19 protein-coding genes are annotated in these 15,023 nt (G+C 45.7%); 4 read left to right on the forward strand and 15 right to left on the reverse strand.

Annotated elements, in window-relative coordinates; genetic code table 11:
- Window positions 1-53: 53 nt before the first annotated feature.
- The 12 genes from ACWJJ5_RS14630 to cgeC all read right to left on the reverse strand — a co-directional run bounded on the left by ACWJJ5_RS14630 (window position 54) and on the right by cgeC (window position 10,085).
- A complete protein-coding gene (locus ACWJJ5_RS14630; protein ID WP_053573288.1) occupies window positions 54-332 on the reverse strand; it encodes a YokU family protein in 279 nt (92 codons plus the stop codon).
- Window positions 329-1,750 (reverse strand): lysine 2,3-aminomutase, encoded by a 1,422-nt coding sequence (gene kamA / locus ACWJJ5_RS14635; RefSeq protein ID WP_070081985.1) that lies wholly within the window; start codon window positions 1,748-1,750, stop codon window positions 329-331. Before kamA ends, ACWJJ5_RS14630 begins: the two co-directional genes overlap by 4 nt.
- Window positions 1,747-2,619: a putative beta-lysine N-acetyltransferase gene (gene ablB / locus ACWJJ5_RS14640; protein WP_165409658.1), complete on the reverse strand. Its 873-nt coding sequence runs from the start codon at window positions 2,617-2,619 to the stop codon at window positions 1,747-1,749. The genes kamA and ablB overlap by 4 nt, the downstream gene beginning before the upstream one ends.
- A complete protein-coding gene (locus ACWJJ5_RS14645; protein ID WP_003153675.1) occupies window positions 2,582-3,883 on the reverse strand; it encodes a peptidase in 1,302 nt (433 codons plus the stop codon). The genes ablB and ACWJJ5_RS14645 overlap by 38 nt, the downstream gene beginning before the upstream one ends.
- Window positions 3,855-4,550 carry a 3-oxoacid CoA-transferase subunit B gene (locus tag ACWJJ5_RS14650; protein ID WP_003153674.1) on the reverse strand — a complete coding sequence of 232 codons (696 nt, stop codon included), beginning with the start codon at window positions 4,548-4,550 and terminating at the stop codon, window positions 3,855-3,857. Before ACWJJ5_RS14650 ends, ACWJJ5_RS14645 begins: the two co-directional genes overlap by 29 nt.
- Window positions 4,535-5,224, reverse strand: coding sequence for a CoA transferase subunit A (locus tag ACWJJ5_RS14655; protein WP_003153673.1), 690 nt, complete (start codon window positions 5,222-5,224; stop codon window positions 4,535-4,537). Before ACWJJ5_RS14655 ends, ACWJJ5_RS14650 begins: the two co-directional genes overlap by 16 nt.
- Window positions 5,225-5,230: 6 nt before the next feature.
- Window positions 5,231-6,562, reverse strand: a complete 1,332-nt coding sequence (locus ACWJJ5_RS14660; RefSeq protein WP_454022494.1) for an aspartate aminotransferase family protein — start codon at window positions 6,560-6,562, stop codon at window positions 5,231-5,233.
- Window positions 6,563-6,822: 260 nt separating this feature from the next.
- Window positions 6,823-7,269 (reverse strand): AraC family transcriptional regulator, encoded by a 447-nt coding sequence (locus tag ACWJJ5_RS14665; protein ID WP_014305226.1) that lies wholly within the window; start codon window positions 7,267-7,269, stop codon window positions 6,823-6,825.
- A gap of 137 nt (window positions 7,270-7,406) precedes the next feature.
- On the reverse strand, window positions 7,407-7,553 hold the full coding sequence (locus ACWJJ5_RS14670; RefSeq protein WP_014418145.1) for a YjcZ family sporulation protein: 147 nt from the start codon (window positions 7,551-7,553) through the stop codon (window positions 7,407-7,409).
- A 78-nt stretch (window positions 7,554-7,631) separates the two neighbouring features.
- Window positions 7,632-8,411: a GNAT family N-acetyltransferase gene (locus ACWJJ5_RS14675; RefSeq protein ID WP_063636667.1), complete on the reverse strand. Its 780-nt coding sequence runs from the start codon at window positions 8,409-8,411 to the stop codon at window positions 7,632-7,634.
- Between the two features lie 38 nt (window positions 8,412-8,449).
- Window positions 8,450-9,721, reverse strand: coding sequence for a glycosyltransferase family 2 protein (locus tag ACWJJ5_RS14680; RefSeq protein ID WP_077722477.1), 1,272 nt, complete (start codon window positions 9,719-9,721; stop codon window positions 8,450-8,452).
- Between the two features lie 64 nt (window positions 9,722-9,785).
- Window positions 9,786-10,085: a spore maturation protein CgeC gene (gene cgeC, locus ACWJJ5_RS14685; RefSeq protein ID WP_454022495.1), complete on the reverse strand. Its 300-nt coding sequence runs from the start codon at window positions 10,083-10,085 to the stop codon at window positions 9,786-9,788.
- 210 nt (window positions 10,086-10,295) lie between these two features.
- Between cgeC and ACWJJ5_RS14690 the strand changes: the two genes are divergently transcribed.
- Together ACWJJ5_RS14690 and ACWJJ5_RS14695 are read left to right on the forward strand one after the other, a co-directional pair.
- A complete protein-coding gene (locus tag ACWJJ5_RS14690) occupies window positions 10,296-10,727 on the forward strand; it encodes a hypothetical protein (protein ID WP_003153666.1) in 432 nt (143 codons plus the stop codon).
- Between the two features lie 6 nt (window positions 10,728-10,733).
- Window positions 10,734-11,690, forward strand: a complete 957-nt coding sequence (locus tag ACWJJ5_RS14695) for a CgeB family protein (RefSeq protein WP_063095002.1) — start codon at window positions 10,734-10,736, stop codon at window positions 11,688-11,690.
- A 49-nt stretch (window positions 11,691-11,739) separates the two neighbouring features.
- On the opposite strand, the gene phyC is transcribed toward ACWJJ5_RS14695, so the two are convergent.
- The gene (gene phyC / locus ACWJJ5_RS14700) at window positions 11,740-12,891 is read right to left on the reverse strand and encodes a 3-phytase (RefSeq protein WP_454022496.1); all 1,152 of its coding nucleotides are present in this window, start codon (window positions 12,889-12,891) and stop codon (window positions 11,740-11,742) included.
- Window positions 12,892-13,206: 315 nt separating this feature from the next.
- On the opposite strand from phyC, the gene ACWJJ5_RS14705 reads away from it, so the two are divergent.
- Window positions 13,207-13,632, forward strand: coding sequence for an SDR family NAD(P)-dependent oxidoreductase (locus ACWJJ5_RS14705; RefSeq protein WP_003153663.1), 426 nt, complete (start codon window positions 13,207-13,209; stop codon window positions 13,630-13,632).
- A gap of 33 nt (window positions 13,633-13,665) precedes the next feature.
- On the opposite strand, the gene sprB is transcribed toward ACWJJ5_RS14705, so the two are convergent.
- Entirely contained in the window at window positions 13,666-13,842 is a 177-nt protein-coding gene (sprB, locus tag ACWJJ5_RS14710) for a recombination directionality factor SprB (protein WP_003153662.1), read from the reverse strand.
- Window positions 13,843-14,193: 351 nt separating this feature from the next.
- Window positions 14,194-14,451 carry a DUF3221 domain-containing protein gene (locus ACWJJ5_RS14715; protein ID WP_454022497.1) on the reverse strand — a complete coding sequence of 86 codons (258 nt, stop codon included), beginning with the start codon at window positions 14,449-14,451 and terminating at the stop codon, window positions 14,194-14,196.
- Between the two features lie 320 nt (window positions 14,452-14,771).
- Here ACWJJ5_RS14715 and ACWJJ5_RS14720 point away from each other — a divergent pair, with 320 nt between their 5' ends.
- A complete protein-coding gene (locus ACWJJ5_RS14720) occupies window positions 14,772-15,005 on the forward strand; it encodes a hypothetical protein (RefSeq protein ID WP_025852477.1) in 234 nt (77 codons plus the stop codon).
- The last annotated feature ends 18 nt before the right edge of the window (window positions 15,006-15,023 follow it).

Genomic DNA, 15,023 nt, shown 5'->3' on the forward strand with positions numbered 1-15,023 from the left:
GTCTTTTGTTGTACTATTATACAATTCAAGTGTGAAATTACAACAAAAGAAGACTAGGAGAAGTCAAAATAATTCCGTTTTAAGATCCGTTCTGTCCCCATCAGCTCTTGATATGTGAGTGTTTCCGGTAATTTTTTTGCATTGACTAAAAAAAGCTGATTTTCGATTTCCGCTATGACCGCTTCCTCCTGATACGTCATGCCGCAGGAGGAACAGGCGAATGCGGGTGTTTCTGTAATTTCTATGGCTCTCGTACCGTCAGGAAGCTCCCAGTACACAGCCGCCTGACAAGCTGACGCCTTCTGATTGCCGCACCACTCGCATGGCTTCACGGCGACTCACCTCCGACTTCCGATCCTGCTTTTTGCTCTTTCTTTTGCTGTGCAATAAATTTCTTTTCTTTCAATTCATCTCTCTTTTCCCTGCGGTCTTTCAGCGTTTCATGATCAGGGTTTGATGTAAACGTTCTCCTTCTGTCAATCCTCGATACATTTTCCGGTGTGAACGAAACCTCTTTGTCCGCGAAAATGGCGCTCAGTCCGACCGGCTCGCGTTTGGCCATTGTTCCCGGAAAAACAGATTCAAAATAGTCGTCGGCTTGATTCGGGATATAGTTTTCCGGCTCGGGATAAGATGTAATCACCCCTTCGAAGTTTCTGATCACTACTTTCTCCGGACTTTGGGAGAGCAAGTAGTTCGGCTGCAGGGCGATTTTACCGCCTCCGCCCGGGGCGTCGACGACAAAGGTCGGCACGGCAAAGCCTGTTGTGTGGCCTCTCAGCCCTTCAATGATTTCCAATCCTTTTGAAACAGGCGCTCTGAAATGGCCGATTCCCTCTGACAAATCACATTGATAAATATAGTACGGACGCACGCGGATTTTCACTAAATCATGCATGAGTTTTTTCATAATCGGCACCGAATCGTTAATGCCTGCTAAAATAACGGCCTGGTTACCGACCGGAACACCTGCGTTAACGAGCTTTTCACACGCCGCAACCGATTCTTCCGTCAGTTCGATGCTCGTATTAAAATGAGTGTTCAGCCAGACCGGATGATATTTTTTCAAAATCTGACAAAGGTTATCCGTTATCCGCTGCGGAAATACGACGGGCGCTCTCGTTCCGATCCTGATAATTTCAAGGTGGGGAATGTCACGCAGGTTTTTCAAAATATATTCCAGAATCTGATCGTTGATTAAAAGCCCGTCTCCGCCGGAAATCAGGCAGTCACGGATTTCCGGCGTTTCCCGAATGTAAGCGATTGCCGCATCGAGCTGTTTTTTCGGCACCCCCATTCCGATCTGTCCGGAAAAACGCCTTCTGGTGCAGTATCGGCAATACATCGAGCATTGATTTGTCACCAGAAAAAGAACGCGGTCGGGATAGCGGTGCGTAAGACCGGGAACCGGTGAATCTTCATCTTCAAACAGCGGATCTTCAAGGTCATATTTCGTTTTGTGCATTTCTTCTGACAGCGGCACGGACTGCATGCGGATCGGACATCTCGGGTTATCGGGATCCATTAAAGAAGCATAATAAGGCGTAATGTTCAGGGGAATGGTTTTTACAGACATCCTGACGCCTTCTTCTTCCTCTTCGGTCAAATGAATGACTTTTTTCAGGTCATCGACGGTTCTTACAGTATGGGTGAGCTGCCACAGCCAATCATTCCACTTGTCTTCCGGCACATCTTTCCACAATTCAATCTCCTTCCAATGACGCTTCGGCTGAAACCATTGGTTTGTCAAACGAATTCCTCCTTATGAATGGCCAAACGTAAAGTCTTGCACCATATATTCATATTTTCGAGCCCTTCTGAAATGCGGCAGTTGTTCACAAGCCTGCCTCTGTAGCCGTATCCCGCATGATACAAAACGGCGTTCATCCCGTAAGACGCTGCACGGGCCAAGGAAAAAAGATGAATGATTCCCCGGCCAGCGAGTTCCTGCTCCAACGCTTTAAACAAGTGTGCCGTTACGGAGTTCCCCCTGTAACCTGACAGAACCGCGCAATCGGTCATTTCAGCGTGCCCCAATACCGGATTGATATCTGCGCTTGCCGCCCCAATGAGACGATCCTGATCGAATGCGGCATAATAGATGGTGTTTTCTTTCATTGTTTTTTTAATATAAAGGGGATTAAAGACAGGAGTCGGATAGGTAAGAAAAACATGTTTATATAAGTGCGATAAGCAGTCTGCATCATCTTCGTCCGCTTTTCTGAACATCAGCGTGCTTTCTGTTTGAGTCAGTCCCCGCCGCGGTGTCTCATATAAACAGTCAACAGTCGAATCTTCTGATACATATGAATCTGACCGTCTCCGTTCCTCTGATAAATAGCGCACCATCACAACAGCCTCATGCCCGTTGTAATACCCGTCTATGACACCCTCAACAATAAAAAGATGCTTGACAAATTCCGGCTCATCGCCGCGCTTGGCAAAGAAAATCACCTTTTGAGCTCCTTCTTGCTTTGCTTCTGCCAAAACGGCCGGTATAAGCGCCGTGATCTGTCCGTCATAACGAATGACTCTGAGCCGCTCATTGAAACGGTCTGCATCAATCTCGGCCGCTCCGCTTTCAGCCCTCAGTTCCTTTATCAGCTCCGTCACCCCCATCTGCGACCCCGCACCATTCCATGATAAAAAGAGAAATGATTTTGACGGCATCGATTAACGCCCGGACTTCAATGTATTCATTCGCCTGATGCGCCGCCTTGACTTCTCCCGGACCGAAGACGATGACCGGTGTCTGTCCCGCGTGCTGCAAAAGCCCTCCGTCCGTTCCCCACGGGGACGCTTCACGAACTGGTTTTGCCCCTTTCATTTTCTCAAAAGAAGATTCCAGAGCGGAAATCAGCGGATGCTCATCCGGGAGATCATTCGGAAGCCACTGAGCTCCAAACCATTCTATTTCCGCGGGGTGGTGTTTAAACCATTCATCCCGGTACTCCAAATCTTTCAGCCAGCTTGCCAGCTCTTCTTTTACTGCTTCGGGCGTTTCATCCGGCGCTATTCCGCACCTGCCTTCTATCACCACACGGTCAGCTACCGATGATGGCCACGTTCCCCCTTGGACGGTGCCGATATTAATGGGAACCGGAATCGGAACGTCCCGATAAAGCGGGTCTGTGATACGGGCGTTGCGGACGTGTTCAAGCTCTTTAAGGGCTGTGATGACATGCAGGCTTTTTTCAATGGCGCTCACCCCTTCATAGCGGGTGCCGCCGTGTGCGGACAATCCTCTTACCGTAATGCGGAACCACATAGACCCTTGCTGCTTAACAAACAGCTTTAAATTAGTCGGTTCGGGAATAAGCGCCCCGTCAGCCTTGTAGCCCCTCATAACAGCCGCCAGTGTTCCCGCGCCGCCGCACTCTTCATCTACGACACTTTGAAACAGAACATCTCCTTTTAACGTAATCCCGCAGGCTTCAAGCGCTTCTAACGCAAACAAGAGGGCTGTATTGCCGCCCTTCATATCCGTTGAACCGCGTCCGTAAACTTTGCCGTCCTTTTCAACAGCGGTAAACGGTTCATACGTCCATGCGGCGGGATTTCCTTCCGGGACAACATCAATATGTCCGTTCAGTATCAGTGATCTTCCGCCCCCGGCCCCTTTCTTTACGGCTGTGATATTCGGGCTTTCATGGAAGTCTTCGCGTTCCGATACAAAATAAGGATGCTCTTTCAACTGTTTGACACTCGGCTCCCAGACATCAATATCCATGTCAAACTGTCTCAGTTTTTCTAAAACGACTGCCTGTGCGTTAAATTCATGGCCGAACGTGCTTTTTTCCCCGATCAGCCGTTTCAGCAGGCTCACCGCTTTTGCTGTGTTTTCTTCCGCCCACTCAGTGACTTTCTTTTCTAATTGATCCATGGACAGACCCCCTTTTAAGAAAACATTCTCCCAATCTGATTTCGGCATCCGTTGTTTGAATGACATCGTCTATGGTCGTGCCATTCAGCAGTTCCTCAAGAACAAAAGCTCCCTCATCTATGCTGATGACGGCTTTCTCTGTAATGATGAGATCTGCACAGCCCGCTGCTGTAAGCGGCAATGAACAGCTTTCGACCAGCTTCGGCCGGCCTTTCTGATCGGTGTGGCTCATGACGACAACCACTTTTTTCGCGCCTTGGGCAAGCTCCATCGCCCCGCCCATTCCGGGCACTTTTTTCCCCGGCACGAGCCAATTGGCGAGATCACCTGTCCTGCTGACTTGGAGCGCGCCTAAAATGGTAATATCTATCAGCCCTTTTCTGATCATGGCAAAAGACAGAGCTGAATCAAAATAGGAAGCACCCTTAACTGTACTGACAGGAAATCCGGCCGCATTGCATAAAAGCTCATCCTCCTCTCCGCGCTCCGGACTACCGCCGATCCCGAGGACGCCGTTTTCCGCCTGCAGCATTACCTCCATGCCGGCCGGCAGAAAGTCCGGCACTAAAGAAGGAATGCCGATCCCCAGGTTGACAATCATACCTGAGGTAATTTCACTGGCGGCCCGCCTCGCGATACTCTCTCTTTCCGCTATTCCCAAGCCCATCTCCACTTCACTCCTTCACTTTGCACGACACCCTCTACGAAAACGCCCGGCGTTACAATATGCTCGCTGTCAAGTTCGCCGGCAGGCACAATCTCTGCCGCCTCAGCAAATGTTCTTTCGGCCGCAGCAGCCATCAGTGGGTTCATGTTGCGCGCCGTTTTGTCAAACGTCAGATTTCCGAATTCATCTGCAATATGCGCGGACACAAAAGCGAAATCAGCCGTCAGCGCTTTTTCAACTAAATAGGACTTTCCGTCAATCGTTACGGTTTCTTTGTTTTCACAAACGGTTGCGTTATCAATGCCGATATCAGTTAAAATACCGCCTAGCCCCGCTCCGCCTGCGCGAATCCGTTCAGCAAGCGTCCCTTGCGGCGAAAATTCCACCTCAAGCGCTCCGTCAGTCATTTGTCTGCCTGCGACAGGATTTGAACCGATATGGGAAGCGATCAGCCTTTTTACCCGCTTATGAACGATAAGCGGGCCGATACCGATTTCCGGAAATCCGGCATCATTGCAGATGACGGTCAATTCTTTAACGCCGCTTTCCAAAATCGCTTCGATTAATGACGGAGGTGAACCCACTCCTCCAAAACCGCCGAACATGATGACAGATTCGTCCTTGACATCGGCAATTGCTTCATGAATATCGATTTTTTTATGAAAAATAGACATATCAGCTCAATCCTTCTTCATCATTTTTTCAGCTTCTTCTGCGGACTGGGAAAATAGATCTGACAGCTCATCCAGCTCCGCATATGAAATCGTGAATGGCGGGGCGATGATGACGGCGTCTCCTTCTCCGCTGTCAATACCGGGCTTTGCAGGGTAAATAAGCAGGCCCCGTTTTTTTGCCGCTTTAATGATTTTTTCGGTAAAGGCCTGTTTTTTCGAAAAAACGTCCTTCGTCGTTTTATCCTTAACGAATTCAACTCCGATCAGGAGGCCTTTACCGCGGACATCCCCGATCACCCCGCTGCGGTCTTTGATTTCTTCTAATTTCCGCTTCAGCATTACGCCTTTTTCCTCTGACTGCCGAAGCAGCTCGTGTTTCTTGACATAGCGAAGCACTTCAAGCGCCGCCCTGGCACAGTATGGGTTGGCACTGTACGTATGTCCGCTCATAATGACCCCGGAGCCCCGCTTGATCGTTTCAACGATGTCATCAGACGCAACAGCTGCCGCAATCGGAGCGTAACCGGCGCCCAACCCTTTTCCGAGCACCGCGATATCAGGGGCGATCCCCCAATGCTCAGAAGCAAGCATCCGCCCTGTTCTCCCGAGCCCCGTCATGACTTCATCCGCAATAAACAAAATACCGTGCCTGCGGCAGACAACCTCAAGCGCTTCATAATAACCTGCCGGCGGAGTGATGGCCGCCCCGGCTGCTCCGACAATCGGCTCTGCGACAAAACCCGCGATAAATGAGGAACCGATCCGCTGAACAGCCGTTTCCAGTTCAGCCGCCGCAGCTTTCACAAATTCCTCTCCCTTCAGCTCTGAACGATACATATTAGGCGCTGAAACGGCCGGAAACCGTTCAAGCAGCTGGGTGAAGCGGTATCTCCGTTCGTAGAACCCCGATAATGAAAGCGCTCCCAAAGTAATGCCGTGGTAACTGCCCCATCTTGATAGAAAGACGGATTTTTGGTATTGCCCTTTTTCCTGCCAATATTGAACGGCTATTTTCATCGCTGTTTCGACTGCCTCTGAGCCGCTGTTTACAAAAAATGACCAATTCAGCCCGCCCGGCAGATGATCGGCCAGAAATAAAGCCAGTTCTTCCGCCGGAGTACTGGTGAATTGCGAGCGATACACAAACGAAACGGAGTCAAGCTGCTCTTTTAAAGCTTGTATAATCTCCTCCGTGCCGTGGCCGATATTGCAAGTGACCGCCCCCGATGCTCCGTCAAGATACTTGTTCCCCTCCTGATCATACACATATGATCCCTTACCATGACTGACTGACGGATAATTTGCGTCAAGCTCCGGTTTGATTAAATAGCTCCCCATATCTTTCCACCTCGAAAACCCATTTGCTTCATTGTATGAACAGATGAATAACCGCATTCTTATCCTTCAGAAAGTTTTTTGCAGAAAATACCTTTCTGTAAAACAGGCTGCCGGAGATGTCCCGACAGCCTGAAGAGCGTTCTGGAAATTCTATTCCTATTGTTGATTTTATTCTTTCTTCGGTTCTGCTATTTATCTGCTCATCACATCATTTTTGATCTGAATCTGTATAAGCAGAAGGCGGAAAATTCCCGTCTTCTTTACTGTATGGGAATCAATATTTCACACAAATGATGATTCACCTTTTGTAAAGTATACCTTTCGATAATAGGCTGTTCTCTGATTGATAAATTATTTTTTTCGATCTCAGAAAAAACAGTGTTCCAAAATCCGCTGACTGCCTCTTTTGTATGATCAAGCAAGAAAACGGCGTACTTCCCTCCGGAAAATGTACCGATCCGGGCTGGTTCAGGCACATGGTCTTGATTGATAACAAGACAAACATCATAGCGGCATTTCTCTTTAGGAGTACGATTCGGATGATCTTGCGGAATTCCTAAAATGACAGAATAATCAAGCAGACCATTCAATTGCGCCCAGTTTTTAAATGACTCCATCAGTTCTTTGTTTTGCTTTCCGCCATACTCTCCGACGTTTCGGAAATAAGCAATTCTGGATTCGGGTAATTCTTCAATCGTTATGTTCACATTTTCTCCCCCTTCTCCAGAAAGGCAATATGTATTAAAATGTTTTTCAAGCTGATTTTTCAGCATGGAAATAACAAAAAGCCTGCAGAAAGTGATGTTCTCTGCAGGCTGATTTTCATTATAGGATTTTTTTCAGTCTAACAAATAAAAGCCGCACCGACGATGATTAATAAAATAAACAATACAACGATCAGCACAAAAGTGCTGGTTCCGCCTCCGCAGCCTCCGTGCCCGTAACCATAGCCAAAACTGCCGCAACCGTAGCCATATCCGTATCCGTACATACGCAAATCATCCTTTCTTCTTACGATATACGGCATTGTATGCGGGCCAACTCCCAATTGGTTTATGCGAATGCCCAACTATGTAAGAAAATAATGAAAAATTGTATGCACGCGCCGAAATCTTTTGAAACCGAGTTTTTCATAAAAGCGGTTTACACCGTCCATCCCGGACGTCACAAGGTATACGGTTTCCATGCCGTTCAGCTTTGCCGCCGCCATCAGCTCATTCATCAATATCGATCCGTAGCCTTTTCGTTGGAATTGATCCAGAATTGCGACTTCTTCTATTTTTGCGGTTTTATCTGCTTTGTTGATGAAAAGCTCTCCGCAGCCGATCGGAATCGTTTGCGAGGCGTCGCTGTAGCACACGACAAGCATAACCGTTCCGTCCTTATACAAAGGATATTTCCGCTCAAGCTTTTGTTCGGCCGCCGCCTCGCCAATGTAAAGGGCATCATAGATGTTCATAATAGACGACCCGTCGGCGAGGCTTTTTTCCGTCCCCCAAGCAGTGAGCGGGTGTCCTGCCTGCAGGTCCCCATTTGCCAGTTTCCTTGCAAAAAACAGCTCATCTTCCACTACGCAGCCCTGCTTTACCAGAGTTTGTTTCAGAAGAAGCGGAAATGCGTGCTCCGGAGACGCTTTCACATGAATATAATTGGCTTGAAGCATGCCCGGAACGGACGAAAAAAACGGCAGCAGTTTGTCTAACGGAAATGTACGGTGCAGCTGAACAAAGTTATGCGAAAAAATCTGCGGCAAAAAAGGGTCCGTATATACACTGAAATGCTCGAACCTCTGAATGCCGGAAGTAAGCTCTATATACTGCTTCTCGGTTTTATCAAATTGATCGGTCATAAAAGCTCTCCTTTTCCTTACACATCCGACTGCATCTCTCAACCTTTTGTTATATTGAGATTTCTTATAATTTCATCGTACACCGGATAGAACGGCATTCCAATTGGTAATTGTTTAAATTGCTGAAAGGAAATGGGTATCGCCTTCTGATTCGCAAAAAAGCGTTTCGCTACGTCATGACTGATCGGATGGAGAACCCCTCTCAAATAAACATAAAATTTCCGTTCAATGCGAAACAGCATTCTCCCGGGCAGATGTTGAATACAGCCCGCTGTCCCCCGGCTGATCGGCGGACCGTCCGGAAGCGATTGTATTTCGGCCCGTTCTAAAGCCGGAATGTCATGCCGTTTAAATCGGTAAAAGCGAAATGCGCTATGATCAACCAGCCTTTTCTCCCCGTCTTCTATAAAATAAACATGAAACTGATCCCTGACGAGCTGAAAATTCGGAATACTGGCGGAGTCCTCTTCCTCATATTGAAATAAAAACGGATCCGGAATGACGACGGTTCGGCCTTCATATAACGTATGCCAGCGCTCGTTTACAGGCTTCCTTTTATTTCGGTCAAGCTGATATACTTTCTGATCCGTCCCCTTTACAAAGGATCCGTCGATCAGGACAGACGGAAGCGATTGATACGTGTTCTGAAATGAGTGGGGTGTTTTATAGGTCGTATCCAACACTTCTTTTATCGGCAGAAATGACGTAAATGTGTTGAGCCTGCTCCAAAAAACAGAGTCTCCGTGATTCCAATGGATAACATCTTCGTCCCAAAAGCTGCCGAACTTCTCTTTCACACGCTCAAGCAATGATCTCCGGTGCATCACTGAACAGTGATCAACGAGAAAAGCGGCCTGATCAAGCACCTCTTCAGCGAAACGATAGAAGTGGAATTGTTCTGTTCCGCGCCCGTTTACATGTATCACCTTCTGGCTGGAATAGACGGCATCAAACTCGCTGCATTGATTAAGCGCTTCCGCCATGCGGCTGAGCCTATTCGGATGAAATACGGTGTCGTCTGTCAAATAAGTGATGTATTCGCCTTCGGCCCGTGAAAGCGCATCATTAATCAAAACGGCATACCGGGTCGACTTCAGCCGTTCGGCCGGATTGATAAAACTGTTGTCATAATATATGCGATGATCTTTTATATACGTACTGATGGCAGCCGAGGTTTCTTCATTTGAATGATCATCCATCACAAACAGCTCCCAATTGCTGTAGGTCTGATGCAAAACACTTTCAATCGCCTGTTTCACAAGATCCGGTTTGTTGTAACTCGTTAAGATAATTGAGATCTTCTTTTCCATCCCATCACCCCTTCTGTAAAACGTAAAAAACGGCTCCGAAAGAGACAGAGCCTGATATCCGTTATTAAAAAGCACCCCAGCTGACGATGCTTGAAATCGCGACGTTTGATCTCGTATTATTGAGCGGATTTTGAAAAACGGCCAAATCTGACAGCACTTCTTTGACAATTACGTTCTGCAGTGTGCTGCCGTTAATCAGATTGACGCGCGGTACAGGAACCCCAAGCTCTTTTGCCATTACAAGCTGACGCCGCAAATCTGAATGATCTCCGGACGGCTGATGAGATAACAAAAGAAGAAGAAGCAGTACGAGCTGAAATTCCTCCTCAAAACCCCCGTGTTTTACAGTTTCTCCTGAATCCAAAATATTCCTCTCCTTCATTTTTTAATCTATACAACGTATGTCATTCTCTTACAATCCGCATAGGCAAACAAAGCCTGATTCGAAAATTCAGCTGTTTGATTAAATATTGAAAAAAACACAAGCAAAACGGCATTCGACTTATACCAATCTCTTCAATCAGGAATATGAATAAACGTGAGGTTGAAATTGTTAAAGGAGGTGTATGTCCGCATGAGCGAGGATCGTTTGGAGCTTAAAAAGAACTTATTGAAAACTCTTTTAGCCCCTGTATTTGACAACAGCGCTTTATCTGGCGGCACAGATGGAGGAGATAACGTGAAAAACAGCGTAAAAGAATTATTGGAATCGGCAATTGATGCAAAAGTAGATGAAGCAGCGGCGAAAGACAGTCTCAGCGCACAATCAGTATTGGGAAGCGGTATTTCATTAGCGGCGAGATGGATTTTTGCAAGAATTCAGCCCGGCACTGTCATCAGCATTGTAATGGATTCAGGAGACATGATCGGCCCGGTTCAATTTGTTTCCTTTGACGAAATTCACGGAATCGTTTTTGTTACGCAGGAAAATTCCGTTACACCGGCAGGCTCTGCTACAACATTGCTTGACGTCGACAAAGTTGAAAGTGTCACGTTCACTTCGTAACAGCATATGAACGTTTTATATATCCGTTCAGGATATAAAGGCATATACACGTATTTTGACCGCTGGATCGAGGAAGGCTTTTTACAGTCTTCCGTCCGCTTTTTTTCTGTTTCTGAGTTTGAGGAAGATACCATCCGCAGTATACGGGCATTCAAACCAGACATCAGTCTGATGATGACGGGAGACCGTATTCCGTCTGAATGGCTTCAATGGCTGAAGACAGAACAGATTCCCGTTTATCTATGGATGACGGAGGATCCTTTTTATTTCGATGTGAGCATGACAATCGCCCCGCTTGCCGATGCTGTTTTAACGATAGAACAAAACGCGCTTGATGCTTACCGGCAAATGGGCTTACAGCACGTATATTATGTCCCGATCCCCGTTAATCAGCGGCTTTTTAAGAAACAACCTGCTGAAGCCTCTCTTCACACAAATCTGCTTCTGATCGGATACCCGTATCCGAACCGCGTTGAACTGGTGAAAGCAGCGGCGAAGCTTCCGTATACGCTTCGTATTATCGGGAAGGGATGGCGCAGACATCTGCCTAAAAAAATCGCCAGGCAGCAAAATGTGCTCGTAATGGATGAATGGATTGAACCCGAACATGCCGCATTATATTACAACAGCGCAGACGTGGTCTTAAACCCTCACCGTTCTTATCGGTTTGCGCTCAATCAGAACGGACGCGGCATCGAAAATACCAGTTTAAATACGAGAAGCTTAGACATTGCGGCTTGTCAGGCCTTTCAGCTGACAGACCTTTCTCCCGCGCCCCCGTTTTCATCATTTGTTTCTTACAGCGGGTTTGCGGATTTTGCGGATAAGATCCATTTTTATATGACAAACCCGGGTGAACGTAAACAAATCGCGGCGCTTAATTATCAAGAGACAGTACCGGCGTACACGTATGACCGGCTGCCGGCTGTGCTTACGGCTATCCGTTCCAAGACTTTCTCATGAAACGCTCTTCACATCAAAAAGCAGCTTGGATAAGCTGCTTTTTTCATGTTTATTTTCCGCTTCTGTCAGTCAGTTTTCTCGGGTCAACCTGTTTATTGACCTGCGGATGAAAGCCGATTTTATCAGCGATTCTTTCCCATGGCACCATTTTAAAATTTTGATTGGCCTTTTGGCCGTGATCTATATTCTCTCCGTCCTGTGCGACAAAAAGGCCGAACGGATATTCAGGCCCCAGCCCGAAACCCAGAACGTCAATTCCGTCTGTATCGCTTGTGCCGTCTGTTTCAGGCCCGTCTGTTATCTGAAAGTCCGCAACATATTTGTTCTGTCCCTGTCTTTCATAAATCGCGTAGCTGCTGTTACCCTGGCTTGAGGCAAGCAGATAACCTTTCCCGTCAGCAGCGTAGTAAATCGTCAGTCCTTCAATATCAGGGGTTAAATGCCTGCCGTCGGCACGATCGATAACCGTTCCGTTACTGCCGCCGTCCGGCTCAGCACTGAACTTCCAGATGGCCTCATCTTCTTCTGCGATATAAAGACTGCCGTATTCATCGTCTGCTGCCATTCCTTCTGTCTGAGAATTCATTTTAAACGCCCTTACCTTTTTGCCGGATATGTATCCATTTTTATCCGCATTTAATTCGTATTGTTCAAATTCGCCTTCTTTCCCTGTCACCATCGCGTAATATTTTCCTGTATTTTGACTGTGGTACAAGCTGAAACCGTATACTTCATCAATTGCTGACGCAATCGGGCGGTCTGGATCCGTAATGCTTTGTAATGTGCCGTTTTTCCCGTCAATGGCGTAAATCTCAATGGTATTCTTTCCTTCAGACCGATTGGATGCCGCCGCAATATCGACTTTTTTTCCGTTCAACGGAAAATCATAGCGGATATCAACATTGTTCAGCTTCCCGGTATGATAGGAATGAAGCATCTTTCCCTCTAGGCTGTACACGACTAAGCCTGATTTTTTATTGGTTGTGATCAATTTGCTGTTCTGAGGATTCTTGGGGTCCAGCCAAATCGCAGGATCATCAGCTGCATCACCGGCTGTATCAACCGGCTCCGTTTCCGCCGCCGCATTCACGGTAAAATGATAAGGATCAGACAGCTTATGTTTGGCCTGGGAAGAAACCGCACCGCATGTGAGCATCAATCCGGCTGCCGCGGTTAACAAAAGTATTTTTGAATGATTCATTTTCCATCCTCCTTTTATGAACGTGCACTTTAATTGTAAAATACATACAGGAAGTTCAGTGTTAAGTTTTTGTGAAGATTGTCCGCATGTGAGAATTTATGGAGAGAAAAAATTGATGTGGACAAATATTTGAAATGAATATTTAGTACAATGTTTTATTTGTGATTTCTATTCTATTAATCGGGTAACGAGATATGAAAGCGCATCAGATTAATGTTTTTCTCTAATTTTTGATTTATTGGTTTCTTTCATTAACTCGCTGAAATTGTTCAACATATGATGCATGGTAGAGAAACGAGAGTTGGAGGATAAGCCATGCCTAAACAGCAAGCAGTAGAGCTACAACCGTTTTTTCACGATAAAACTGTTCTCGTCACAGGCGGAACAGGATCAATCGGAAGCCAAATAGTAAAACGCCTTTTGCTCTTAACCCCTAAAGAAGTCATTGTGTTCAGCAAAGATGACAGCAAACAATATGTGATGAAACAAAAATACGCGGATGAACAAAGACTGTCGTTTGTGCTCGGCGATGTTCGTGACTACAGAAGAGTCAACCAAGTGATGAAAGGTGTTGATATTGTCTTTCACACAGCTGCGCTGAAGCAGGTTCCGACATGTGAGGATAATCCCTTTGAAGCCATTCAAACCAACCTTATCGGCGGACAAAATGTCGCAGAAGCCGCTTTGCTGCAAGAAGTGACGCATGTGATTAATATCAGTACCGATAAAGCCGTTTATTAAGATACTTACCACAAACAAATCAAAAAAAGAAGCTTACTCTGCACTCCTTTCCAAAGCAGCCTCCAATAAATGCTGAGCAAATTGTTTATAAAATTCATCTAAGTCATTACTCGCTTCATCCTGTTCTATATAGCGGATACTGTAATTATCTTTATGGACAACCTTTATTGTTTTCTTCTTTAATTCCTCATAACGTTGGTAAGGTTCCAAAACTACACCCCCGCTTTCACAGGAGTATTATATGTATGTAATGGTTCGTCTCTTGACTGTTCTTTCTTTATCAAAGCCTCGCAAGCTTGTTCAAATGTATGATCCAGCGTTCAGTACCGATCTCTTCGCATGTGAATATGGGAATGCTGGCTTTATTCAAGGTGCCCAGTCATTCAAAATGTGTTCTTGACATATGCCTTCTCTGCACCTGAGTCAACAATCGTCAAATAAATCCCGGGGCAGGAATAAGCCACCGCGAATGAAGAATGACGTGAGGTTTGAAGACATTATTTCGGTTCAATATGCCGCTTCAGTTTTGCAGCGGTATTTCTGAGAATTAAAGAATAGGTACTAAATCCTTTCAAACTTTGAGATATTTGTTTTTGGCGGTGAAGATTCATTTAATTTTTTATACCAAATACGAATTTTTTGTCCTTTGCTTAAGTCATCTTTATTGTTAAGTTGACTAAGCCCCAGTAAAACTATATCCGATCTATACTTTTTAATAATCTCTTTTTCACTAAGATTTTCATAGTCTTTAACATCAGCTTTTTCATTAGGTATGAAAATTGCTTGATTCTCTCCTTTTAAAATGACATAGCCGACCATGGTTTGCTCAGCCTCCATAAAATGTTTGTTATGTTGGTTTTGACACCCTAATGTTATACATAACAAAATTAACAGCATTATAAACACTCTATACAAGGTCAAACCGCCCTTCTTGCATATTTGTAACAAGAGTAAAACACTGTTTTAGGAAATGACAGACTAGAACGCCTCATTTTAAGGATTTTAACAATATGGAACACGGCGAGGCCTTTACCATCATAGAACCGCACAATTGCAGCATGAAATATTCAATTGGCTGATCAACCACAACACCTTCTTTAAGCGGTCTAATGTGGAATACGTGTAAGGAGGCGGTTTATTTGAAAAACGATCAGAAAATAACACTTGACTCTTCTTTTGCGTTATCCACTCTTATTGTCTTACTTATTGCATTGTACCCGTCCTATTCTTCTTGGTTTGTCACAATATTCTTTTTAGGATTTGCACTAATATACACATTTGAAAAAAAGAGCAAATCTTCAAAACTAATTGCTATTATCTCTTATCCATTATTTATTGTTGCGTTTGTTTACAGCATAATAAACAGCATGTAATAATCCTCCCACCTAAGG

The sequence above is a fragment of the Bacillus sp. JK74 genome, from assembly GCF_053663395.1.

What these genes read in the sequence shown, in the direction of transcription:
- ACWJJ5_RS14695 (WP_063095002.1), top strand. Translation starts at nt 10,734, where the DNA reads ATGAACGTTTTATATATCCGTTCAGGATATAAAGGCATATACACGTAT.
- ACWJJ5_RS14675 (WP_063636667.1), bottom strand. Translation starts at nt 8,411, where the DNA reads ATGACCGATCAATTTGATAAAACCGAGAAGCAGTATATAGAGCTTACT.
- ACWJJ5_RS14645 (WP_003153675.1), bottom strand. Translation starts at nt 3,883, where the DNA reads ATGGATCAATTAGAAAAGAAAGTCACTGAGTGGGCGGAAGAAAACACA.
- ACWJJ5_RS14655 (WP_003153673.1), bottom strand. Translation starts at nt 5,224, where the DNA reads ATGTCTATTTTTCATAAAAAAATCGATATTCATGAAGCAATTGCCGAT.
- ACWJJ5_RS14690 (WP_003153666.1), top strand. Translation starts at nt 10,296, where the DNA reads ATGAGCGAGGATCGTTTGGAGCTTAAAAAGAACTTATTGAAAACTCTT.
- ACWJJ5_RS14705 (WP_003153663.1), top strand. Translation starts at nt 13,207, where the DNA reads ATGCCTAAACAGCAAGCAGTAGAGCTACAACCGTTTTTTCACGATAAA.
- ablB (WP_165409658.1), bottom strand. Translation starts at nt 2,619, where the DNA reads ATGGGGGTGACGGAGCTGATAAAGGAACTGAGGGCTGAAAGCGGAGCG.
- ACWJJ5_RS14680 (WP_077722477.1), bottom strand. Translation starts at nt 9,721, where the DNA reads ATGGAAAAGAAGATCTCAATTATCTTAACGAGTTACAACAAACCGGAT.
- ACWJJ5_RS14650 (WP_003153674.1), bottom strand. Translation starts at nt 4,550, where the DNA reads ATGGGCTTGGGAATAGCGGAAAGAGAGAGTATCGCGAGGCGGGCCGCC.
- ACWJJ5_RS14715 (WP_454022497.1), bottom strand. Translation starts at nt 14,451, where the DNA reads ATGGTCGGCTATGTCATTTTAAAAGGAGAGAATCAAGCAATTTTCATA.
- phyC (WP_454022496.1), bottom strand. Translation starts at nt 12,891, where the DNA reads ATGAATCATTCAAAAATACTTTTGTTAACCGCGGCAGCCGGATTGATG.
- ACWJJ5_RS14670 (WP_014418145.1), bottom strand. Translation starts at nt 7,553, where the DNA reads ATGTACGGATACGGATATGGCTACGGTTGCGGCAGTTTTGGCTATGGT.
- ACWJJ5_RS14660 (WP_454022494.1), bottom strand. Translation starts at nt 6,562, where the DNA reads ATGGGGAGCTATTTAATCAAACCGGAGCTTGACGCAAATTATCCGTCA.